Origin of the sequence: Chryseobacterium suipulveris (assembly GCF_022811685.1) — a bacterium.
Taxonomy (GTDB): domain Bacteria; phylum Bacteroidota; class Bacteroidia; order Flavobacteriales; family Weeksellaceae; genus Kaistella; species Kaistella suipulveris.
Genome location: NZ_CP094532.1, coordinates 566892 through 588677, shown reverse-complemented (window position 1 = coordinate 588677; position 21786 = coordinate 566892). Strand labels below are relative to the sequence as shown.

The following is a 21786-nucleotide window of genomic DNA, read 5'->3' as shown; positions in this document are numbered from 1 at the left end:
AAATATAGATTTAAAGAAAGAGGGTGCAAAGTTTTAGGCCGTTATTCTTTTAACTCAGCAATCATATTCCGGACGGAATAATTTGAATGTCCGTAGCTTACAATTTTCACATCAAGCGGCGTATTCTGAAACTTCTGGACAGATCTTTTAATGGCATCCAAAATCCAGGATTCAGGATTGGCGAAAACACCTCCTCCCACCAAAGTGAGAAAGAGCTTGTTACAGCCGGTATTTTCGAAATTAATCAGTGCAGTACAAAAAGTGGCTTCGTAAGTTGCCTCAAGAATAATTTTTGCCAATGGCTCCCAAAGTGACGGTGGAAAATGCGCCGAATAACCGATTGGAAGCGCCGAACTATAAACTTGTGTAACGATCTGCTCCGGATTTGCAATGGTAACTTCAGAATTCCACTGAATACCGACTTTCAGTTTGCCTTTCAAGTGTTCCCGGTCTTTATCGGTCATTTCAGCAATCTGCGTATTGATATGGTGAAGTCCGTTTTCATTTGGAAAACAGTATCCGTTTTGCATTTCCCAAAGCTTAAATTCATCATTACCAAGTGCTTTCCCAATGTGTTCGAGCCCGTCTATCTGGTTGTTTTCAGTTTGACCAATTTGTCCATTTACCACAGCAAAATAATTTCTGTAAATGGTTCCGGCACCGCAGGCAAGAGCGCACGCCGGACCTTGAGTTCTGTCGTTTTCATAGATTCCGACACCCGCTTCCGGAGTGACACGTGGAGAAACCATTTCGAGCATATTAAATTGTGAGGCCGCCTGAAAAACAGCATTTGCATTTTCGGAATCACAATGAAATCGCTGAACATTTCCCACTGTTTCAGAAACAGATATTTTGGAGCTGAATTCTTCAAGAACAATTCTTTCTCTTAATTCTTCTAATGTTGGAACCTCAAACTTCCCCCACTTATAGGACTTAGCGTTAATCCCTGAAACCATACTATCGCCAACAATTTCAATATTCTTCTGAACGTTTTCGTGAGAAACCTCTTCAAAACCCATTAATTTTTCGAACCACATAAAATTTATTTGTTTCTAAATTACAAAAAAATAGAAAGAAAACCCGTATCGTTCGCATACAGATTCAGACGATACTTCAAATGATAAAAAGTTATAAAATTCAGTATCTTTAGCCCTTAAAATTTTAAAAAAATGTCAGACGATAAGAACATCATTTTCTCGATGTGGAAAATGAACAAAACCTATCCTAATGCGCAGACTCCGGTGTTGAAAAACATCAGTTTGAGTTTTTTCTATGGTGCTAAAATCGGGATTCTGGGATTGAACGGAAGCGGAAAATCTACTTTGCTGAGAATTATTGCCGGAACCGATAAAAACTATCAGGGAGAACTCGAATTTCAGCCCGGTTATTCCGTCGGTTTACTGGAACAGGAACCAAAACTGGATGAATCGAAAACCGTTCTGGAAGTGGTGAAAGAAGGCGTTCAGGAAGTGGTGGATGTACTGGATGAATACAACAAAATCAACGATATGTTTGGCTTGCCGGAAGTGTATGAAAATCCTGATAAAATGGATGAACTGATGGCAAAACAAGCCAAACTTCAGGATCAGATCGACGCTTCCAATGCGTGGGAACTGGACACAAGGCTTGAAATTGCAATGAATGCACTGAATACGCCTGATCCGGACACGCCCATCTCTGTTTTATCAGGCGGTGAAAGACGCCGTGTCGCACTTTGCCGACTGTTGCTGAGCGAACCGGATATCCTCCTTCTCGATGAACCTACCAACCACCTTGATGCTGAAAGCGTTCACTGGCTGGAACATCATTTGGCGGAATACAAAGGAACCGTCATTGCGGTAACGCACGACCGCTATTTCCTTGATAATGTGGCAGGATGGATACTGGAACTCGACCGTGGCGAAGGCATTCCGTGGAAGGGAAATTATTCGTCGTGGCTGGATCAGAAATCAAAACGTTTGGCACAGGAACAGAAAAGTGCAGGCAAGCGCCAGAAAGCTTTGGAACGCGAACTGGAATGGGTTCGGATGGCACCGAAAGGAAGACAGAGCAAGCAAAAAGCGCGTTTGGCGAGTTATGATAAATTATTGAATCAGGACCAGAAACAGCTGGACGAAAAACTTGAAATTTATATTCCAAACGGCCCGAGATTGGGAACCAATGTGATTGAAGCCAAAAATGTGGCAAAAGCATACGGCGATAAATTGCTCTATGATGATCTGAACTTTAAACTTCCACAGGCGGGAATTGTCGGAATTATCGGACCAAACGGAGCCGGAAAATCCACGATTTTCAAAATGATAATGGATGAAGTGGAACCGGATGGTGGCAGTTTTGAAGTCGGCGACACCGTGAAAATCGCTTATGTGGACCAAACGCACAGCAACATCGATCCAGAAAAAACGATTTGGGAAAACTTCAGCGACGGACAGGAATTGGTGATGATGGGCGGAAAGCAGGTAAATTCTCGCGCTTATCTCAGTCGCTTCAATTTCAGTGGAAGCGAACAAAATAAAAAAGTTGCTCAACTTTCCGGCGGTGAACGAAACCGACTACATTTGGCAATGACTTTAAAGGAAGAAGGCAACGTCCTATTACTCGACGAACCTACCAACGACCTTGATGTAAATACTTTACGTGCATTGGAAGAAGGTTTGGATAATTTCGCCGGTTGCGCCGTGATTATCAGTCACGACCGTTGGTTCCTTGACCGTGTATGTACACATATTTTAGCATTTGAAGGCGATTCCAATGTCTATTATTTTGAAGGCAGCTTCAGTGATTATGAAGAAAACAAGAAAAAACGTTTGGGTGGTGATTTGGTTCCGAAAAGAATCAAATACAGAAAGCTGATGAAATAATCATTTAAATATTGTAAAAACAAAACCGCCACAAACTTTGTTTGTGGCGGTTTTTATTATTATAAAGTTAATTACTTAACCTCCTCAAAATCCGCATCCTGAACATCATCTGCTCCGGTGCCTGCTCCCGGATTTGGGTTTCCGCCCATATCAGGATTTCCCTGAGCTTGCTGACCTGCGGCGTACAGTTCTTCAGAAGCTGCCATCCAAGCTGCGTCTAATGCCTCAGTCTTGGTTTTGATGCTTTCTACGTCTTTAGCTTCATAAGCGGTTTTCAATTCTGCAAGTGCCGTTTCGATACCTGCTTTTTTGTCAGCTGAAAGTTTGTCGCCAAATTCTTTCAATTGCTTTTCAGTTTGGAAAATCAAACCGTCGGCTTTGTTGAAGAGTTCAACCGAAATGGCCCCGTTTTTATATTTAACTTGCGCCTGCTTCAACTCTTCCTGCGTAGATTTTGAAGTAATTCTCGCCACCTCGATGGCCTCATAATTATACAAAGCCTGCATGTAGGCCTCGATTATGCTCAATGTAATATTGTTGGAAGCTTCTTTCAAGTATAAATCGCTCTGATCGACAAGGATTTTATTTTTCTCAATGTTCAGATTCAGCTGGTTTCCTTGATACAAAGTAAGACTTGAGCTCACATTGAAACTGTTGGAAGTGGTAAGTTGAGAATTAAAAGTACTGGTCACCGGATCCACACTGGAACCATTCAGCAGACTCAAACTCGTGTTTCCGGTTACAGAAGGGAGCTTGTTGTATTTCGACTGCTGAAGATTCAGTTCCGAAGTCTTTTTGTTGATTTCAGCTTTTTTGATGGTGATGTTGTTCTGAATTGCGTAATCAATACAATCCTGAAGCGACCACTTGGAACTCTGCCTAAAAACAGCCGCGTTCACCGCAAATAATAGGATTAATATATTTTTTTTCATGATTTCTATCTTTATTTTGATGAAACAAAGGTAGAACTATAACCCGTTGACTTAAAATGAAATAGAAACACCAAACAAGTTTATCGACCAACTGAAAGATTTCATCGACCAACAAGATTTGCGTGAAGAATGATTATGGAATATTAGGAAGTTTTTTAAAGGTAAAACAATTGAAAACGACTATTAAAGGGAGTCGGTAAGCTTCAAAACAAAAAAAGACGCTGTAAACTAATAGCTTACAGCGTTTTTATGATCATTATTAATCGATCTTAATTCATTATTGAATTATATCTTCGAAGTCTGCATCTTGTACATCGTCTGCACTGTTTGCTTGACCTTGAGATTGACACTCACTAGCGTTTTATGCTTATTTAAATATTAAAAAGAAAATGAAATCACCATAAATTTAATCACTGTTTAAGGCATCTTTATAATACTCGATGGCTTTTTTTCTTTCCTCATCGTGGTTAACCATTTCCTTTGGATATTCTGCTGTTCCATATTCGGGAATCCATTTTTTTATGTAGGTGAAATTTTTGTCAAATTTCTCCTGTTGCAGATATGGATTAAAAACTCTAAAATAGGGTGAACCATCTGCACCTGAACCTGCTACCCATTGCCAGTTTCCAATATTTTGCGCCTGATCATAATCTAACAATTTATTGGCAAAGTATGCCTCCCCGATCTTCCAATCAATATGCAAATCTTTGATTAAAAAACTTGCTACGAGCATGCGAACTCGGTTGTGCATGAAACCAGTTTCATTAAGCTCTCTCATCCCTGCATCCACCAATGGAAAACCTGTTTTTCCTTCGCACCATTTTTTAAACTTATCTTCGTCGAATTCCCATTTCACGTCATCGTATTTTGGCTTGAAAGATTTGGTGACGGTATGTGGAAAATGGTACAGCAACATCATAAAAAATTCTCTCCAGATCAATTCCCGAAGGAATTTATTACTATTTTTCTTGGCATAATTTACCAATTTTCGAATTCCTACTGTTCCAAACCTCAAATGGACGGACACTTTTGAAGTTGCATCTGCTGCGGGGAAATTTCTTTTTTCACCATATTGTTTCAGGACATCCTCACTTAAACTGGGCTTTTGAAAAATTTCTCCTGAATTTTCAAAACCAATATCTTTCAGCGTCAAATGATTGGGCGTAAATTGAAAAAAATGATCTAATAAATCTTCTGATTTATACTCTTCTAAATTTTCAGGTAATTGCGATTCCCATTGTTTAGCATACGGACTGTACACCTGAAACGGCTGCCCATCTATCTTTAAAACTTCCTGTGGTGCGAAAATGACTTGATCTTTAAAAGTTTTAAATTCAATGTTTTTAGATTGTAGAAATTCATGAATTTCTCCGTCTCTTCTCAGCGCATACGGTTCATAATCTTCGTTCGTGAAAACGGAATGAACATCATACTTTTTAATAATTTTTTCGAAAACTTCCTTTGGGTTGCCATAATAGAGATCAACTCCAGAACCCACCTTTGCTAATTTTTTGTTTAACCTTTCAATTGCCTCGTAAATAAATTGAACCCGCTTATCTTTCTTATCGGAAAGTTGAGTAAGAATTTGCTGATCGAAGATAAAGATGGGAACTACTTTTAAATCTTGGGATAATGCCTGATACAGCCCATGATTATCATCTAAACGTAAATCTCTTCTGAACCAGAATATATTGATTTTCATTAAAACTGGATTTTATATTGTGGTATTGACGTTCGCTTTCTAACTGTTGGCGGGAAATAAATCTCCCAAAATTTTGAATCTACTTTCAAAAATTTTTCTCACTTTGTTTTTCACAAAAAATCCCGCTACCAAATCGCCAACAAATCCCATCGGTAATTTGAAATTAACAATGTCCGTCATGAGAACTTTTCCATCTTCTAGTTCTTCAAAATGGTGTTCGTGGTGCCACATCGCATAAGGCCCGAAACGTTGTTCGTCTACAAAAAACTCACCTTCTTTCAGGTGCGTAATTTCCGTTACCCAATTATTTTTAATCAAAGGAAAAATCCCTATTTTATAGGTAATAATTTGTCCTTGGTAGGTATAGTTTGGTGGATTATTGGTGATGGAAAACGCCATATCATCTGGGGTAATTTTGTCCAAATTTTGTGGTAAAGAGAAAAATGCCCATGCTTTTTCCAGGGGCATTGGCAAAACCTGTCTAGAAGTTAAGGTATAAATGCCAGATTGTTTAGTTATTTTTATGTCCATGATTGATTCTAATCGGTTGATCTAAATTCATTTTTTTCTTTAAAAATTCAAAAAGCAGTACGCTGCTATAAAGCATCGAAAAACAATAGAAAGAATCCTCCAGTGGCATAGTTCCCACACGAATTCCAAGATTTTCAGCATTATCATAATAAACTACGGGATTTGCCGAATAACTTCCCGTCAAAGCGCCATTCACAAAATAAAATGGCACGTAAATCAGGATAAAACTTAGATAAAAACGTCGGGCGTATTTCCACTGATAGATGATTTGGGCCAACATGAGCAAGGCAAATAAGCCGAAACTGCATAAGGTGTACAATCGATCATAATTACTCAGCACAACGCCCAATGAAATTATGAGTAGCGCGATGCTGATGATCTGCGTAGCTATTATACTTAACTGTAATCTTGGAAAGAAATATTCCAGTGAGTAATGGATAAAATTACTGGAATAAGGAATGAGAAGAAAGAACATCCATTCCTCAATAGGCAATTTAAATATTCTAAATCCTAATAAATATTGATCGTTGAAACCCCAAATATCGGAATATGCAAAGAAGATATCCCAAATAATAAAGAATAACCCAACGCTGATAATTGCTAGAAAATATGGTTTCCAAAATCGCGCAAAATGCATCCACTTCTTTTCAAAACTAAAAAAAAACGGCACTGAAAATGTCGCGATATTCAAAAGGATATAGTAATATTTCTCCATAATAATGGTTAGTACATCGTTAATGATTAATGTAAAAAGTCCAACAAAAAATCAAGATCAACTATTTACGCATTTTTCTGGCTTCAATAAAATATTTTTTGGGTACGTATAGCATTCCGAAACATTCGCCATCTTCTTTTCCCAAATGTTTGTGGTGAATTTTATGTCCTTTTCTCAACCCTCGGAAGTACCAGTGGTCCACTTTATCAAACCATTTGAATCTTCGGTGTATCAGTACATCATGGACCAAAAAGTAGCAAATTCCGTAGAGCAAAACTCCCGCTGCTAAAAACGCTAACCAAGTAATTCCGCCCACAGTGCCGAAATAAAACAAGATCATACAAGGAATAGCAAAAACCACAAAGAAAAAATCATTCTTCTCGAAATCGTGTGGATAGCCAGGTTGATGATGATCTTCATGAAAATACCAGCCGAGAAGTCCATGCATGATGTATTTGTGGGTTAGCCATGTGATGCCTTCCATTGCTACAAAAGTAACTGCTGTGATTGCCAAATATAGTAGAATCATTTTTTTAAATATTTTTTAATGAAAATTTTCAAATCTTCGTCCGTTGTATTTTCATAATTTTTCAAAATAAATGAGCGATCTTCTTTAATATTATCGGTATAATTCAGAAAAGCTGGTGCCTGTTCTTGGGTCATCAGTCTGAACAATCTTAATCCCAAATTTTTAAGAATCGCTGCTAATTGCATTATTTATGTTTTTTTTCCTTCTTTAAAATAAGATAATTTTTTAAAAGGATTGGCAGCATGTTTTGCCATGAAAAATTGTCCGACACTGTAAAAACCTTGGTAAATAGGCAATTTATTTTGTTTAAAAAGCGCCTCAGACTTTTCCATTAATTGTATTGCTGCAGCTGAAGATTTTTCACCTTTAATTAAATAATTTCTCAGCTCTTTAAGGTTTTGAGCAAAAATAATATTGCACATCAGCGTAAAAATTATGATCAAAAATTTCATCGAATAAAGTATAAATTCTTTGTTAGAAGCATTTCTCCCATCAGATAAATTTTCCTTGCATTAGAAACACGGATTCTACTTTTCATTAAAGTTTCTGCACGCTGTTTTTTAATTTTCTTGAAAAGACTGATGTAATACTTGTACGCCATAAAAACTGCACTTCTGCTTGATAAAGGAAGCATTTTGATCCCGATGAGCGCCTTTTCAAAATCACTCTTAATATTTAATTCTATTTCTGCTTTTTCTCTTTCGGAAAAATCCAGAAAATTCACATTGGGGAAATAGGTGCGATTCAAATCGTTGTAATCAGCGGAAATATCCCTAAGAAAATTGATTTTTTGAAAAGCTGCACCCAGACTTTGTGCATAAGGTTTCATTTTTTCGTAGTCCTCCTGCGTTTTCACAAAGACTTTTAAACACATTAATCCCACTACTTCTGCGCTTCCATAAATGTAGAGATTATACAATTCATCATTCAAATCTTTAATCTCGCCTAAATCCATTTTCATGGAATATAGAAATGCATCAACCAAATCCTGCGGAATATTATTTTCTTTTTGAGTTCTGCAGAATGACTGAATCACAGGATTAATTGAAATTCCGTTTTCCAAAGTTTCTCTATAATTTCTTTCGAACTCATTAAGCAATTTCTGCTTATCATAATCATGGAAGGTATCCACTATTTCATCAGCAAACCTTACGAAACCGTAAATATTATAAATATGCTGACGAATTTCCCGACTAAATAACGAAGATGCCCAGTAAAAAGAAGTGCTGTACTGTTTAGTTACCAACTGAGAAGTACAATCTGAAATTTTATTGAATTTTTGAAAATTATTCATAATGATATTCTTTATTAATTAAACTTTCCTTTGCTTAAAATATATTCACTTACTACCTTTCCGGAAATTAATGCGGGTGGTACCCCAGGACCAGGCACGGTTAACTGACCTGTATAAAAGAAATTATCTAATTTTTTATTTCTTATGGAGGGTCTTAGCACAGATGTTTGCATTAAGGTATTCGCTAAACCATAAGCGTTCCCCCGACAAGAATTATAGCGATTTTTGAAATCTTGGGTTCCAAAACTTTTTTTGAATAAAATCTTCGGCCTCAGATCTTCACCGGTTGAATTCTTAATCCTATCTAAGATTAAATTAAAATAATGCTCATGGATCTCTTCCGAATCTTCTAAATCCACCGCAATAGGAATAAGGAAAAAACCAATTTCTTTATCTTCCGGACAAAGGGAGCTGTCCGTTTTGCTGGAAAAATTAGCGTAGAACAAAGGCGCTTTCGGGAAGGTCATTGTGTCGTAAATTTCCTCAGCGTGCTGTTCAAAATCGGTGTCAAAAAATAGATTATGATGTTCCAAAGTTTCAACTTTCTTATCAAAAGCAACATAATAAAGCAAAGAGCTGGGAGCAAAAGTTTTCTTTTTCCAAGATTCTTCTCTGTAGTTTCTGTTATTTTTAAGTAGATTTTCAGTGTGGGCATAATCCGCTCCCGATACGAAAACATCGGCAGCGAAGGTTTCTTTTTCCGTAGAAACACTCACTACCTTACCTTTTTCTGTCTGTATAGACTGCACCGCAGCATTGGTCTTGAAATCCACACCTAATTCCTTGGCCAGCTTCACCATCCCTAAAGCAACGGCATTAAAACCGCCTTTCGGATACCAAGTTCCCAAACCAAAGTCTGCATAATTCATAAAATTATAAAAAGCGGGTGTATCCTTTGGTTTCGCGCCCAAAAACAGGACGGGAAATTCCAAAATACTTCTCAGTTTTGGATTCTTAATATTTTTTCGGATTTGCTGACTGATATTTTTCACGAAGAGACCTAATCGCGTTGCTGTTTCCCATGACACCAATTCCGTTACTGAAAGCCCTGGCTGATAAACCAAATCCTTCATAGCGATATTATAATTCTCTTGGGATTCACTCATAAATCTTTTCAGATGCTTTCCCGAACCTTTTTCAATATTTTCAAAAGTTTGGATAATTTTTTCTGGTGTATCTTCTATATCAATGAAATCATTTTTACCAAAAACCACTCGGTAGGCCGGAGAAAGTTTTTCAAGCGTATAATATTCTGATACGCTTTTACCAAAATCTGCAAAAAAACGTTCGAAAACATCAGGCATCCAATACCAACTCGGTCCCATATCGAATTTGAATTCATCTATCTCCATCATGGAAGCCCTTCCTCCCAACTGTTCATTTTTTTCTAAAACATTTACATTAAGTCCAGCTTTTGCCAGGTAGCACGCTGCAGACAAAGATGAAAAACCGGACCCAATAATTATAGCTTTTTTCATGAGTAAAAATAATTGTCCAAATATATACTTTTATTTTTATATTTGTACAATATTTTACAAATAAATAAATCACCTATAAAATGAAAACACAAACAATCACAAAAGACAGCATTATCGAAGCTTATTCTGACTATATTTTGATTCATGGCGAGCGTCCAAAAAATATTTACCAATTTGCTAAAGATTTAAACACCACAGAGCAAGAATTTTATAAATATTATGGAAACTTTGAAGCCATCGAGCGAGATTACCTGAAAATTTTATTTGAGAAATCGCTGGAATTAAGCATCAGTGCGGAGGGATACGCATCTCAGTCTTCAAAAGAAAAGTTGCTGAATCTCTATTATATTTTTATTGAAAATTTAACATTAAATCGCTCATTCGTCCTAGAATTACTGAAAGGTAATGCAAGGCAGATGATGATAAAGATGCAATCGCTGAAAAATTTGCACAAGCAATTTGTGGAAACTTTGCATTTTGAGGAGTTAGAACTATTAAAAAAGGTTTCAAAAGATTTACAAAGATGGAACGACAAGTATCGTGAAGAGATTCTTTGGCTGCATTTTATATCAATAATCGAATTTTGGAAAAACGACCAGTCGCCTCAGTTTGAGAAAACCGACCTCTACATTGAAAAAACAATTGATACTGGTTTTGAATTGATCGACAACGAACCCATTCGAAAATTTATTGATTTAGGTAAATTTCTTTATAAAGAAAAATTCGGGAAGTAAACAAAATCCATCGACAATGAAAACGCTGAATAAAATACCGACAGGAAAAATAGAACGTACTACAAACTTGCTAAAAGCAGGTGCCAAAGTAGGGGTAAATTATATAAAATATTACGGCAACAAAATCACCAAAGACGAAGACCAAGCCAAGCAAATTCTACACGAAGATAATGCTGCTGATATCTATGACAGCCTAAAAGAATTGAAAGGCTCTGCGCTAAAAGTTGCACAAATGCTGAGCATGGAAAAGAGCATTATGCCACAGCAATATGTAGAGAAGTTTTCTTTATCACAATTTTCTGTTCCGCCACTTTCCGGAGCACTGGTCAAAAAATCGTTCAGAAAATATTTTGGGAAAAATCCTGAAGACCTTTTTGATGTATTTTCTGCCGAATCCGTGAACGCAGCAAGTATCGGGCAAGTGCATAAAGCGAAAAAAGGAGGAAAAGAATTGGCTGTGAAAATCCAGTATCCGGGAGTACGGGAAAGTATTTCTACCGACTTAAAAATGGTTAAACCTATTGCGATGAGAATGTTCAACATTCAAAAAGAAGGTTCAGAATCTTATTTTAATGAAGTAGAAGAAAAACTTTATGAGGAAACCGATTATGAGTTGGAAATCAAACAAAGCCAAGAAATCGCAGCAGCATGTAAACATTTACCCAACCTTAAATTTCCGAAATACTATCCAGAATTTTCCTCTGAAAGAGTGATTACAATGGATTGGATGCACGGATTGCATTTCTCTGAATATATTTCAACAAATCCCAGCCAGGAGCAGCGTGATAAAATTGGACAAACGTTGTGGAATTTTTATATGTACCAACTGCACCACCTGAGAAAAGTGCACGCAGATCCTCACCCGGGAAATTTCCTGATTTCGGCTAAAGACGAGCTCCAAGTAATCGATTTCGGCTGTATCAAAGAAATTCCCAATGATTTTTATGTACCCTATTTCGAATTGGCAAAAGAAGAAAACCTGAATAATCAGGAATATTTTATTAAAAAATTGTATGAATTAGAAATTTTGCTCGAGAAAGATAGTGTGGAAGAAAAGCAGTTTTTCGGTGAATTGTTTCATGAAATGCTGCGCTTGTTTACAAAACCCTTTAATCAAGAAACCTTTGATTTTTCGGACGAGATCTTTTTTGCTCAAATTGCAGAACTGGGCCAAAAATATTCAAAAATGAATGAACTGAGAAACATGAATACCAACCGCGGATCCAGACATTTTATTTATATGAACAGAACATTTTTCGGTCTTTACAATATGCTGCATGATTTGAAAGCAAAGGATATTGAGATCAATCAGTGGCAAACGATTTCTTTGGTTACCATTTAATGTCTTAATGAAGAAATCCGAATTACCCATGAAAGTTTGCGCTGTTTGCAACAGACCATTCAGTTGGCGCAAAAAATGGCAAAAAGTGTGGGACGAAGTGAAGTATTGCAGCGAAAAGTGCAGAAGGAATAAGAATGTAAACATCTCCTAAAAATGCTATGATTATAGAACAAAAACAAATAGACAGGATCATAGAAATGGCTTGGGAAGATAGAACTCCTTTCGAAGCCATCGTCTATCAGTTTAAGCTCTCGGAATCCGATGTGATCAAGCTGATGCGAAAGCACCTGAAACCGAGTTCTTTTCGAATGTGGAGAAAGCGGGTGAACTCGGGAGTCAGCCAAAAACACCTCAGGAAAAGAAATCCTGAAATCAGCAGATTCAAGTGCTCAAGACAACGCAGCATTTCATTAAATAAAATATCAAAACGATGATTCAGATTTCCGGCAATGATTTAAATAATTTAGATAAAAGATATAGAACAATACTAATTAACTCGCTTGCGGGCATTAGGCAAGTTGCTTTGGTAGGAACAATGGATAAAAATAGGCAATCTAATTTATCCATCATTAATTCGGTCATCCATATAGGTGCAGAACCTTCGTTATTTGGCTATATTTCTCGTCCACACACCGTCGAACGGCATACCTTGGAGAATATTTTGGAAACTAATCACTATACTTTTAATTTTGTTACTGAGCATTTTATAAAAAATGCGCATCAAACCTCTGCACGATATCCTAAAAATCAATCCGAATTTAAGGAATGCGGTTTCCAGGAGGAAATCTTTGAAAATCAGTTTGTTTTTGTGAAAGAAGCGTCGGTAAAAATAGGAATGAAATTTCTGGAAAAAATCACTATAAAACAAAACAACACGGATTTAATTATCGGCGAAATCCAAAATGTGTTTATTGAGCCTTCCCGTTTAGAGAAAGACGGATTTGTAAACCTAGAAAATACAATGATGAATTCCGGGTTGGATACGTATTATGTACCGGAAAAAATTGGAAAGTTGTCTTATGCAAAACCCAATTCAGAACCTCAAATTTTAATCTCTTAATCATGAATACCAATTTTTTTATCAATTTACTTTTAGAAGTTCAAGAATTTGAAAATTCCGGAAGTTCTAAAAACAGTTCCACCATTGAAGATTTTCGTAATTTTTTAAATAACAAGTATTACAGAAGTCAAAGTCCACGATTTATCTCGGAGAGTGAGCAAAAGAAGGTCAACGATTTAGAAAATGAAATTGCCAAGCAAGTCATCCTGTTGTCTCGTTTTACAAAACAGATGATTCGCAGAGGTCTGCAAGATTTTCCGGAATTATACAACGAAGAGTTTACCTACCTCTACAGAATTATGGACGAACCTATGCTAACCAAAATGCAACTGGTAGAAAAGAATGCCCATGAAAAGCAGACAGGAATGGAAATCATTAGAAGATTAGTGAAAAACAAACTGCTGGAGGAAATTTCGGACAGCAAAGATAAGCGGGTAACCCGATTGAAAATTTCCGAACTTGGCAAAAAGTACTTTGATCAATCCGTTGAAGCTGTAAGCATCACTTCCAGAGTTTTATCTGCAAAATTAGATATTGAAGAAAAGAATAGTTTACTTAAAACTTTAAAAAAATTAAACGAATTTCATTTTAATGTCTATCACCAATATAAGGATTCTGACATTACGGAAATTAATAATTTAATCTAAATCTCCACCACATTAAAAAAAATTAAAATGAAAAAAATTTTAATCACGGGAGCTAGCGGAATGATAGGAAAAAAATTGTATTCTGCGCTTAAGGAAAGAGGTTATACTGCACATTGCGTGGTGAGAAAAAAACAAAACATTTTCGAACATGAATTTGTCTGGAATTATGAAAATGACTATTTGGAAGAAGGTGCTCTAGAGGGTATTCATAGCATCATACACTTGGCAGGCGCAACAATTGCGAAACGGTGGACTACGGCATACAAGAAGGAAATCATCAGTTCCCGCGTGGATTCTGCCCTGTTTTTAGAGAAAAAGGTAAAAGAAAAAAATATTATACTACAGTCATTTATTTCGGCTTCAGGAATTAATTATTACGGTGACTGGAACGATGAAAAAGCTGCTACGGAAAATGATGAACCGCAAAAAAAAGATTTTCTTACGGAAGTTTGTGGCTTGTGGGAAGAATCCGCAAACCGGTTCGAAGCAATTTCGGAAAGAATTGTAAAACTTAGAATTTCTCCTGTAATTTCCGCCCATGGTGGATTTCTGGAACCTTTAAAAAAATTAACCAATCTTCATCTTGCTTCACCAGTTGGTAGCGGTAAGCAGTATTTTCCGTGGATCCATGTGAACGATTTGGTTTCTATGTTATTATTCGCTCTTGAAAATGAAAACATGAATGGGTCCTTCAACGCCTGTGCAGACGAAATTCCGACAAATGCACAATTAATGAAAACTTTAGCGAAATCGATGGATAAAAATTACATTCCCATGGCAGTTCCTGCCGTGGTTTTGAAATTTACCATGGGTGAAATGAGCGAAATAATTCTAAACGGAGTAAATGCCAGCAACCAAAAAATTAAATCAAAAGGTTTTATTTTTAAATATAATGAGCTTCATCAAGCGTTGAAAAATGTGGTAAAGTAGGCATCACCTTTAGAAAAATATTTATCCCTAATTTTTTTTTAATCTGAAAAAAATTCTGTAAACGATTTAAAAAACAAAAAAAACGCTGTAAACTAGTAGCTTACAGCGTTTTTATAATTATTATTAATCGGTTTTAATCGATCCTTATTTTACTTCTTCAAAATCTGCATCCTGCACATCTTCTGCGTCTGCGTTTCCGCCCGGGTTTTGCTGACCTGCGTCTGCAGCTCCCTGCGCTTGCTGTCCTTGTGCGTAAAGCTCTTCAGATGCCGCCATCCAAGCTGCGTCGAGTGCTTCAGTTTTGGTTTTTACGGATTCGATGTCTTTGGCTTCGAAAGCGGTTTTCAGTTCTGCTGCTGCAGATTCGATCGCTGCTTTTTTGTCGGCCGAAAGTTTGTCGCCAAATTCCTTCAACTGTTTTTCAGTTTGGAAAATAAGCCCATCTGCTTTGTTGAAGATTTCAACTTCCTCTTTTTTCTTAGCGTCGGCTGCAGAGTTTTCTTCAGCTTCACGCTTCATTCTTTCAATTTCGGCATCAGAAAGTCCTGAACTTGCCTGAATCTTGATCGACTGCTCTTTTCCGGTTCCTTTATCTTTAGCGGAAACACTTAGGATTCCGTTGGCATCGATATCGAAAGTTACCTCAATTTGCGGAACTCCTCTCGGTGCAGGTGGAATATCGGTCAAATCGAATCTTCCGATTTCCTTGTTGTCATTAAACATCGGTCTTTCTCCCTGTCCAACTCTGATGCTTACAGCAGGTTGATTGTCGGAAGCGGTTGAGAACACCTCAGATTTCTTAGTTGGAATAGTAGTGTTTGCATCAATTAATTTGGTGAAAACAGAACCCATTGTTTCAATACCTAATGAAAGCGGAGTTACGTCGAGAAGCAACACATCTTTTACGTCACCTGTTAAAACTCCACCCTGAATTGCGGCACCGATTGCTACAACCTCATCTGGATTTACTCCTTTTGAAGGTTTTTTACCGAAGAATTTTTCCACTTCCTCCTGGATGATCGGGATTCTGGTAGAACCTCCCACCAAAATTACCTCGTCGATATCAGATGCTTGAAGTCCTGCATCAGACAAAGCTTTTTTGCACGGCTCCATTGATCTTCTCACCAAATCAGCAGAAAGTTGCTCGAATTTTGCCTTTGATAATTGCTTAACCAAGTGTTTCGGACCTGTTGCAGTCGCGGTGATATATGGAAGGTTGATTTCAGTCTGTGCTGAAGATGACAATTCGATTTTTGCTTTTTCCGCTGCTTCTTTCAATCTTTGAAGCGCGATTGGATCAGCTTTCAGATCTACACCTTCTTCAGATTTAAATTCATCAGCAAGCCAGTTGATGATCACATCGTCGAAATCGTCACCACCAAGGTGAGTGTCACCGTTTGTTGACAATACTTCGAAAACTCCGTCACCCAAATCCAGGATCGAGATATCGAAAGTACCACCACCTAAGTCGTAAACCGCGATTTTCTGGTCTTTATGGTTTTTATCCAAGCCGTAAGCCAAAGCTGCTGCAGTAGGTTCGTTGATGATTCTCTCCACTTTCAGACCTGCGATTTCACCTGCTTCTTTGGTTGCCTGTCTTTGCGAGTCATTAAAGTAAGCCGGAACTGTGATTACCGCTTTGGTTACTTCCTGACCAAGATAGTCTTCAGCAGTTTTCTTCATTTTCTGAAGAATCATTGCAGAGATTTCCTGTGGAGTATATTCTCTGTCGTCAATTTTTACTTTTACCGTGTCATTCGGTCCCGAAACCACTTTGTATGGAACTCTCGTGATTTCTGCAGCATCATCTTTAAAGTGCGTACCGATAAATCTCTTGATGGAATAAACGGTTTTGGTCGGGTTGGTTACCGCCTGTCTTTTTGCGGGATCACCCACTTTTCTTTCGCCGTCTTCAGTGAATGCGACGATGGAAGGAGTTGTTCTTTTACCTTCCGCGTTAGGAATTACAACCGGATCTTTACCCTCCATTACTGCGACGCAGGAGTTGGTTGTACCTAAATCGATTCCAATTATTTTACTCATTTTGTTTATATTTTTTTAGTTTAAATTTTAAGATTTGTTAATTCGGTCTCCAATTTTATGCCGCAGAAACTTTTATGACAAATTGACAGATGCGCACAAAAAAACGCCAAACTATTAGGTTTGGCGCTACATAAATTTTTTATAAATCTTAATCGTTTTCGACAATTTCAAATTCAACCGGCATTGTTCCCCTTGCAGGATCACCGATTGCTTTGTACGCTGCCTTCGAAAGATCGAGTACTCTGGAAGAATGGAAAGGACCTCGGTCATTGATTCTTACTTCCACGCTTTTCCCCGTTCTAAGGTTGGTTACTAAAATTTCAGTCCCAAAAGGAAGCGATCTGTGAGCTGCGGTCAATTTCTTGTTACTGAAAATTTCTCCGCTTGCTGTTTTTCTACCGTTGAATTTATCGTGGTAGTACGATGCAAAACTTGTTTTTTTGGCATCTGTGGCATTATTCTTGAAAGAGAATAAGCCAAGTGTTGAAATCATCATTATGATTACGAGAGTCACTCTTTTCATCATTTTGAATACTTTTATGGGTTTTGACTCTGCAAATTTATTTCGAAAAAATAACCCGCAATACTCGAAGTGTTAAAGTCCGTTAACGCCTTCTTAATTTTTTGTTAATAACATTCGTTTTCTCCTTATTCATGGGAATTAACAAAGGTTGTTAAAGAATGTTAAAATCAATCCAAAAAAGTTAAGGTTATTAACTAACTATTGCATAATACCGTACAAAAACAACTGCAATACTACTGATAATGAGCGATTAGGCAAAAATAAAATCTTCCTTGAAAAGCAGGAAGTTTTTTGTATGATCATCGTTCAAAAGAGTGAAATTTTGTCTTACAAAACCGTAACCAATTCTCCATAAAGATCGAATTCTTCCGCGGAGGTAATTTTTACATGAGCGAAATCTCCGATGGAAATATAAGTATCTGTTGCATCTACCAACACGGTATTGTCAACATCAGGTGAATCGAACTCGGTTCTTCCGACGAAATAGTTTCCTTCTTTCCGGTCGAAAATGCAGCGGTAAATGTTGCCGATTTTCTCCTGGTTTTTCTCCCACGAAATTTGGGACTGAAGCTCCATGATTTCTTCCACCCTTCTTTCTTTCACTTCCTGCGGAACATCGTCCTCCAGTTTGTAGGCCGTTGTATTTTCTTCGTGGGAATAGGTGAAACAACCCAATCGGTCAAATCTTTGCTCTCGAACCCACTCTTTCATTTCCTGAAAACGATCTTCAGTTTCTCCGGGATAACCAACGATCAAAGTAGTTCTGATCGCCATATCCGGAACTTTTTCCCTGAATTTTGCTAAAAGAGCGTCGGTTTTTTCGTGGGTCGTTCCGCGCTTCATCGATTTCAGAAGATCGGAATTGATGTGCTGCAAAGGAATATCGATGTAGTTGCAGACTTTCGGCTCGGTTTTGATGATTTCCAAAACATCTTCAGGGAAACCAGTCGGAAACGCGTAATGCAAACGTATCCATTCGATTCCGTCAACTTTCACAAGTTCTTTTAGTAAATCAGCTAAAGCGCGTTTTTTGTATATATCTAAACCATAATAAGTCAAATCCTGGGCAATGAGAATGAGTTCTTTCGTTCCTTTCGTCGCCAACTTTTTGGCTTCCTCCACCAATTTTTTAATGGGTGTGGAAACGTGTCCGCCGCGCATCAAAGGAATTGCACAAAAGGAACACGGTCGGTCGCAACCTTCGGAAATTTTCAGGTAAGCAAAATGTTTTGGAGTAGTGGTCAATCTTTCTCCTACCAGTTCGTGTTTGTAATCTGCGCCGAGTTGCTTTAGCAATAATGGTAAATCTCTGGTCCCGAAATATTGATCCACATCTGGAATTTCCTTTTCCAAATCTGGTTTATAACGCTCGGAAAGACAGCCCATCACATAAACCTTTTCGATCTCGCCTCTTTCCTTTGCCTCAACCGCATCGAGAATCGTGTTGACCGATTCCTCTTTCGCATTGTCGATAAATCCACAGGTATTGATGACCACGATATCGCCTTTCTTTTCGTGTACCACTTCTTTACCGTTGGCTTTCAGCTGTCCCATCAAAACTTCGGAATCCACGACATTTTTGGAACAACCTAAAGTGATGATGTTGATTTTCTTTTTACCTGTTGATTTTGTGCGCATAATTATGGTTTGAAGTGGTTTGAAAATTTGAGTTCGTTTCTTGTCTGCCACAAGCAGGGAGATTGTTTTGGGCGTGCAAATTTAAGAATAAAAAAAAGAGAACCAACGTTTTGATTCTCTTCAAAAAATAAACCTAAATTTGATTACCCCTTCCCTAAAGGGAGCAAATTTAGGTTTATTATGCAAGAAATTTTTCTTGTAATGTTAGTTTGATGTTCTCGTAACAAATACCTTATTTTACCAAAGATTTTAAGTATTCGCCGTAACCGCTTTTGCCATATTTATCGGCTGCATCGAGCAACTGCTCCTTATTAATAAAACCTTTTTTGTAGGCGATTTCTTCAATGCAGGAGATTTTGAAGCCCTGTCTTTTCTCCAGAACTTTTACAAATTCCGAAGCTTCGTGCAGCGAATCGAAAGTCCCCGTGTCGAGCCACGCCGTTCCGCGCGACATTACTCCCACTTCAAGCTGCCCTTTTTCGAGATAAATTCTGTTGACATCCGTAATTTCCAGCTCTCCTCTTGGCGAAGGTTTGAGGTTTTTGGCAATTTCGACCACTGAATTGTCGTAGAAATACAGTCCCGGCACTGCAAAATTAGATTTCGGATTTGTTGGCTTCTCTTCGATAGAAACGGCTTTCAGATTTTCATCAAATTCAACAACGCCATATCTTTCAGGATCTGAAACCTGGTAAGCGAAAACGCAACCTCCAGAAACATTAGTTTTACTTTCGAGGAGTTTCGGCAACCCGGTTCCGTAGAAAATATTGTCGCCCAGAACCAATGCCACGGAATCATCGCCGATGAATTCCTCACCTAAAATAAAAGCTTGAGCTAATCCATCTGGACTTGGCTGAACTTTATATTCGAACTTGCATCCGATTGGGGAACCGTCACCCAAAAGTTTCTTAAACGCTTCCTGATCGTGCGGAGTGGTGATGATTAAGATCTCCCTGATTCCCGCCAACAACAAGGTAGAAAGCGGATAGTAAATCATCGGTTTGTCGAAAACCGGCATCAGCTGCTTGCTTACTGCGATGGTTAATGGATAGAGTCTTGTTCCTGATCCACCTGCAAGAATAATCCCTTTCATTCTAATTATATTGTTTTTCGTAATATTTCTGGTAATCTCCGCTCGTCACGTGATCGAGCCATTCCTTATTTTCCAGAAACCAGTCGATGGTTTTAGAAAGTCCTTCCTCAAAAGTTACCGATGGTTTCCAGCCCAGATCGTTTGCAAGTTTTGTGGCATCGATGGCGTAGCGTTTGTCATGTCCAGGTCTGTCTTTCACAAAAGTGATAAGTTTCTCAGAATAACCCGCAGGTTTTCCGATTTTTTCGTCAACTTGCTTGATTAATTCTTTAACCAAATTAATATTCTGCCACTCGTTCCATCCACCAATATTGTAGGTTTCACCGGTTTTCGCTTCATGAAAAATCTGGAAAATCGCTTTCGCGTGATCGATCACATACAGCCAATCTCTGGTATATTTTCCGTCTCCATAAATTGGAAGCGGTTTTTCATTCAAAATATTGTGGATGCAAAGCGGAATTAATTTCTCAGGAAAATGGTTCGGCCCGTAATTGTTGGAACAGTTGGAAATAATAAACGGCATTCCGTAGGTATTTCCGTAAGCTCTCACCAGATGGTCAGAAGCAGCTTTGGAAGCGGAATACGGAGATTTCGGGTCGTAGGAGGTTTCCTCGGTAAAGAATCCTGTTTCGCCTAATGCGCCATAAACTTCGTCTGTAGAAACGTGGTAGAACAGGTTTGTTCTTGGCTCATCAGGATAGTTTCCGTGTTGGTGATCAGGATTTAACGTCCAAAATTCTCTTGCCAGATTCAAAAGATTGGCGGTTCCGATCACGTTGGTATTAATGAACGCGTTTGGATCGGTGATACTCCTATCCACGTGCGATTCGGCTGCCAAATGTACAACGGCATCTGGTTGATATTTCTCGAAAACTGCTTTCAGTTCTTCCGGTTTTGTGATATCGGCTTTTTCGAAAACATAGTTGGGCTCGTTTTCGATATCCTTTAAATTCTCGAGGTTTCCAGCGTAAGTTAAAGCATCGAGGTTGATGATTTTGGTATTAGGAAGATTCTTCACGAATTCTCTTACGACGTGTGAACCGATGAAACCGGCACCTCCGGTGATAATGATATTTTTCATTTCATTTGATTTAATGGTTAAAGTTTGAGAAGGTCATTTAAAACCACCCCGTCCTTCGGACACCCCTCCAATGGAGGGGAACTAGAAATTGTGTTCCGAAAAAGAAGGAAGATCTCTGTCTTTCTCGGAAAGAATAACGATATCGTGCGGAAGTTTCCAGTCAATATCTAAATCCGGATCATTCCAAATTACGCTTCCTTCTGCTTCTTTATTATAGAAATTATCGCACTTATATGAAAATATGGCGGTATCGCTCAACACTGAAAAACCATGGCCGAATCCTCTCGGGACATAAAACTGCAATTTGTTTTCAGCAGAAAGTTCAACGCCGAACCATTTCCCATAAGTTGGGGAATCCGGGCGAAGGTCTACCGCAACATCAAAAACCTTACCTTCCAGACACGATACCAATTTTGCCTGAGCATGTTCACCTTTCTGCAAATGTAATCCGCGAAGGACGCCATAAGAACTTTTGGAAATATTGTCCTGAACAAAATGTCCATTCATACCTGTAAGTTCTTCAAATTTTTTTTCGTTGAATTTTTCATAAAAGTAGCCGCGCTCGTCTTCAAATATGGTTGGCTCTATGATGTAACAGTCTTTGAGTGGGGTTTCTTTAATTTTCATTAATAAGAAGTTTTGGAAGAAAAATT

At 38.0% G+C, this 21786-nt stretch carries 24 protein-coding genes; 8 read left to right on the top strand and 16 right to left on the bottom strand.

Annotated elements, in window-relative coordinates:
- Positions 1-41 precede the first annotated feature (41 nt).
- Positions 42-1037, bottom strand: a complete 996-nt coding sequence (locus tag MTP09_RS02775) for a hypothetical protein (RefSeq protein ID WP_243550391.1) — start codon at positions 1035-1037, stop codon at positions 42-44.
- Positions 1038-1169: 132 nt separating this feature from the next.
- Here MTP09_RS02775 and ettA point away from each other — a divergent pair, with 132 nt between their 5' ends.
- Entirely contained in the window at positions 1170-2861 is a 1692-nt protein-coding gene (gene ettA, locus MTP09_RS02770; protein ID WP_243550390.1) for an energy-dependent translational throttle protein EttA, read from the top strand.
- A 71-nt stretch (positions 2862-2932) separates the two neighbouring features.
- Here ettA and MTP09_RS14510 read toward each other — a convergent pair whose 3' ends face one another.
- The 9 genes from MTP09_RS14510 to MTP09_RS02720 all read right to left on the bottom strand — a co-directional run bounded on the left by MTP09_RS14510 (position 2933) and on the right by MTP09_RS02720 (position 10042).
- Complete coding sequence (locus tag MTP09_RS14510; RefSeq protein WP_396022242.1) at positions 2933-3793, bottom strand: TolC family protein; 861 nt, start codon at positions 3791-3793, stop codon at positions 2933-2935.
- Between the two features lie 406 nt (positions 3794-4199).
- Positions 4200-5495, bottom strand: a complete 1296-nt coding sequence (locus MTP09_RS02755; RefSeq protein WP_243550389.1) for a cryptochrome/photolyase family protein — start codon at positions 5493-5495, stop codon at positions 4200-4202.
- Between the two features lie 39 nt (positions 5496-5534).
- The gene (locus MTP09_RS02750) at positions 5535-5963 is read right to left on the bottom strand and encodes an SRPBCC family protein (RefSeq protein WP_317618770.1); all 429 of its coding nucleotides are present in this window, start codon (positions 5961-5963) and stop codon (positions 5535-5537) included.
- Between the two features lie 43 nt (positions 5964-6006).
- A complete protein-coding gene (locus MTP09_RS02745) occupies positions 6007-6741 on the bottom strand; it encodes a lycopene cyclase domain-containing protein (RefSeq protein ID WP_243550387.1) in 735 nt (244 codons plus the stop codon).
- Positions 6742-6802: 61 nt separating this feature from the next.
- On the bottom strand, positions 6803-7270 hold the full coding sequence (locus MTP09_RS02740; RefSeq protein ID WP_243550386.1) for a sterol desaturase family protein: 468 nt from the start codon (positions 7268-7270) through the stop codon (positions 6803-6805).
- Positions 7267-7455, bottom strand: coding sequence for a hypothetical protein (locus MTP09_RS02735; protein WP_243550385.1), 189 nt, complete (start codon positions 7453-7455; stop codon positions 7267-7269). Before MTP09_RS02735 ends, MTP09_RS02740 begins: the two co-directional genes overlap by 4 nt.
- Before the next feature lie 3 nt (positions 7456-7458).
- Entirely contained in the window at positions 7459-7692 is a 234-nt protein-coding gene (locus MTP09_RS02730; RefSeq protein ID WP_243550384.1) for a hypothetical protein, read from the bottom strand.
- Positions 7693-7718: 26 nt separating this feature from the next.
- Positions 7719-8564 carry a phytoene/squalene synthase family protein gene (locus tag MTP09_RS02725; protein ID WP_243550383.1) on the bottom strand — a complete coding sequence of 282 codons (846 nt, stop codon included), beginning with the start codon at positions 8562-8564 and terminating at the stop codon, positions 7719-7721.
- A gap of 14 nt (positions 8565-8578) precedes the next feature.
- The gene (locus MTP09_RS02720; protein ID WP_243550382.1) at positions 8579-10042 is read right to left on the bottom strand and encodes a phytoene desaturase family protein; all 1464 of its coding nucleotides are present in this window, start codon (positions 10040-10042) and stop codon (positions 8579-8581) included.
- An 80-nt stretch (positions 10043-10122) separates the two neighbouring features.
- Between MTP09_RS02720 and MTP09_RS02715 the strand changes: the two genes are divergently transcribed.
- The 7 genes from MTP09_RS02715 to MTP09_RS02685 are packed head-to-tail and all read left to right on the top strand — an operon-like array spanning position 10123 to position 14755.
- Complete coding sequence (locus MTP09_RS02715; protein ID WP_243550381.1) at positions 10123-10776, top strand: TetR family transcriptional regulator C-terminal domain-containing protein; 654 nt, start codon at positions 10123-10125, stop codon at positions 10774-10776.
- 16 nt (positions 10777-10792) lie between these two features.
- On the top strand, positions 10793-12118 hold the full coding sequence (locus MTP09_RS02710) for an ABC1 kinase family protein (protein WP_243550380.1): 1326 nt from the start codon (positions 10793-10795) through the stop codon (positions 12116-12118).
- A 7-nt stretch (positions 12119-12125) separates the two neighbouring features.
- Entirely contained in the window at positions 12126-12269 is a 144-nt protein-coding gene (locus MTP09_RS02705; RefSeq protein WP_243550379.1) for a DUF2256 domain-containing protein, read from the top strand.
- A gap of 7 nt (positions 12270-12276) precedes the next feature.
- Positions 12277-12552 carry a TIGR03643 family protein gene (locus MTP09_RS02700; protein WP_243550378.1) on the top strand — a complete coding sequence of 92 codons (276 nt, stop codon included), beginning with the start codon at positions 12277-12279 and terminating at the stop codon, positions 12550-12552.
- On the top strand, positions 12549-13178 hold the full coding sequence (locus tag MTP09_RS02695) for a flavin reductase family protein (RefSeq protein WP_243550377.1): 630 nt from the start codon (positions 12549-12551) through the stop codon (positions 13176-13178). Before MTP09_RS02700 ends, MTP09_RS02695 begins: the two co-directional genes overlap by 4 nt.
- A gap of 2 nt (positions 13179-13180) precedes the next feature.
- Complete coding sequence (locus MTP09_RS02690; RefSeq protein WP_243550376.1) at positions 13181-13825, top strand: MarR family winged helix-turn-helix transcriptional regulator; 645 nt, start codon at positions 13181-13183, stop codon at positions 13823-13825.
- 27 nt (positions 13826-13852) lie between these two features.
- Positions 13853-14755 carry a TIGR01777 family oxidoreductase gene (locus MTP09_RS02685; RefSeq protein WP_243550375.1) on the top strand — a complete coding sequence of 301 codons (903 nt, stop codon included), beginning with the start codon at positions 13853-13855 and terminating at the stop codon, positions 14753-14755.
- A 144-nt stretch (positions 14756-14899) separates the two neighbouring features.
- Here MTP09_RS02685 and dnaK read toward each other — a convergent pair whose 3' ends face one another.
- The 6 genes from dnaK to rfbC form a co-directional block, all read right to left on the bottom strand.
- A complete protein-coding gene (gene dnaK, locus MTP09_RS02680) occupies positions 14900-16798 on the bottom strand; it encodes a molecular chaperone DnaK (protein ID WP_243550374.1) in 1899 nt (632 codons plus the stop codon).
- A gap of 148 nt (positions 16799-16946) precedes the next feature.
- Positions 16947-17324, bottom strand: a complete 378-nt coding sequence (locus MTP09_RS02675) for a septal ring lytic transglycosylase RlpA family protein (RefSeq protein ID WP_243550373.1) — start codon at positions 17322-17324, stop codon at positions 16947-16949.
- A 324-nt stretch (positions 17325-17648) separates the two neighbouring features.
- Positions 17649-18959, bottom strand: coding sequence for a 30S ribosomal protein S12 methylthiotransferase RimO (gene rimO / locus MTP09_RS02670; RefSeq protein ID WP_243550372.1), 1311 nt, complete (start codon positions 18957-18959; stop codon positions 17649-17651).
- 232 nt (positions 18960-19191) lie between these two features.
- Positions 19192-20052 (bottom strand): glucose-1-phosphate thymidylyltransferase RfbA, encoded by an 861-nt coding sequence (gene rfbA, locus MTP09_RS02665; protein ID WP_243550371.1) that lies wholly within the window; start codon positions 20050-20052, stop codon positions 19192-19194.
- Between the two features lies 1 nt (position 20053).
- Entirely contained in the window at positions 20054-21133 is a 1080-nt protein-coding gene (rfbB, locus tag MTP09_RS02660) for a dTDP-glucose 4,6-dehydratase (RefSeq protein ID WP_243550370.1), read from the bottom strand.
- Between the two features lie 81 nt (positions 21134-21214).
- Complete coding sequence (rfbC, locus tag MTP09_RS02655; RefSeq protein WP_243550369.1) at positions 21215-21760, bottom strand: dTDP-4-dehydrorhamnose 3,5-epimerase; 546 nt, start codon at positions 21758-21760, stop codon at positions 21215-21217.
- Between the last annotated feature and the right edge of the window lie 26 nt (positions 21761-21786).

Coding starts and splice junctions, on each gene's coding strand:
- MTP09_RS02775 (WP_243550391.1), bottom strand. CDS start 1,037: ATGTGGTTCGAAAAATTAATGGGTTTTGAAGAGGTTTCTCACGAAAAC.
- MTP09_RS02745 (WP_243550387.1), bottom strand. CDS start 6,741: ATGGAGAAATATTACTATATCCTTTTGAATATCGCGACATTTTCAGTG.
- MTP09_RS02740 (WP_243550386.1), bottom strand. CDS start 7,270: ATGATTCTACTATATTTGGCAATCACAGCAGTTACTTTTGTAGCAATG.
- rimO (WP_243550372.1), bottom strand. CDS start 18,959: ATGCGCACAAAATCAACAGGTAAAAAGAAAATCAACATCATCACTTTA.
- MTP09_RS02685 (WP_243550375.1), top strand. CDS start 13,853: ATGAAAAAAATTTTAATCACGGGAGCTAGCGGAATGATAGGAAAAAAA.
- rfbB (WP_243550370.1), bottom strand. CDS start 21,133: ATGAAAAATATCATTATCACCGGAGGTGCCGGTTTCATCGGTTCACAC.
- MTP09_RS14510 (WP_396022242.1), bottom strand. CDS start 3,793: ATGAAAAAAAATATATTAATCCTATTATTTGCGGTGAACGCGGCTGTT.
- ettA (WP_243550390.1), top strand. CDS start 1,170: ATGTCAGACGATAAGAACATCATTTTCTCGATGTGGAAAATGAACAAA.
- MTP09_RS02755 (WP_243550389.1), bottom strand. CDS start 5,495: ATGAAAATCAATATATTCTGGTTCAGAAGAGATTTACGTTTAGATGAT.
- MTP09_RS02675 (WP_243550373.1), bottom strand. CDS start 17,324: ATGATGAAAAGAGTGACTCTCGTAATCATAATGATGATTTCAACACTT.
- MTP09_RS02715 (WP_243550381.1), top strand. CDS start 10,123: ATGAAAACACAAACAATCACAAAAGACAGCATTATCGAAGCTTATTCT.
- MTP09_RS02695 (WP_243550377.1), top strand. CDS start 12,549: ATGATTCAGATTTCCGGCAATGATTTAAATAATTTAGATAAAAGATAT.
- MTP09_RS02735 (WP_243550385.1), bottom strand. CDS start 7,455: ATGCAATTAGCAGCGATTCTTAAAAATTTGGGATTAAGATTGTTCAGA.
- rfbC (WP_243550369.1), bottom strand. CDS start 21,760: ATGAAAATTAAAGAAACCCCACTCAAAGACTGTTACATCATAGAGCCA.
- rfbA (WP_243550371.1), bottom strand. CDS start 20,052: ATGAAAGGGATTATTCTTGCAGGTGGATCAGGAACAAGACTCTATCCA.
- MTP09_RS02705 (WP_243550379.1), top strand. CDS start 12,126: ATGAAGAAATCCGAATTACCCATGAAAGTTTGCGCTGTTTGCAACAGA.
- MTP09_RS02750 (WP_317618770.1), bottom strand. CDS start 5,963: ATGCCCCTGGAAAAAGCATGGGCATTTTTCTCTTTACCACAAAATTTG.
- MTP09_RS02690 (WP_243550376.1), top strand. CDS start 13,181: ATGAATACCAATTTTTTTATCAATTTACTTTTAGAAGTTCAAGAATTT.
- dnaK (WP_243550374.1), bottom strand. CDS start 16,798: ATGAGTAAAATAATTGGAATCGATTTAGGTACAACCAACTCCTGCGTC.
- MTP09_RS02730 (WP_243550384.1), bottom strand. CDS start 7,692: ATGTGCAATATTATTTTTGCTCAAAACCTTAAAGAGCTGAGAAATTAT.
- MTP09_RS02700 (WP_243550378.1), top strand. CDS start 12,277: ATGATTATAGAACAAAAACAAATAGACAGGATCATAGAAATGGCTTGG.
- MTP09_RS02720 (WP_243550382.1), bottom strand. CDS start 10,042: ATGAAAAAAGCTATAATTATTGGGTCCGGTTTTTCATCTTTGTCTGCA.
- MTP09_RS02710 (WP_243550380.1), top strand. CDS start 10,793: ATGAAAACGCTGAATAAAATACCGACAGGAAAAATAGAACGTACTACA.
- MTP09_RS02725 (WP_243550383.1), bottom strand. CDS start 8,564: ATGAATAATTTTCAAAAATTCAATAAAATTTCAGATTGTACTTCTCAG.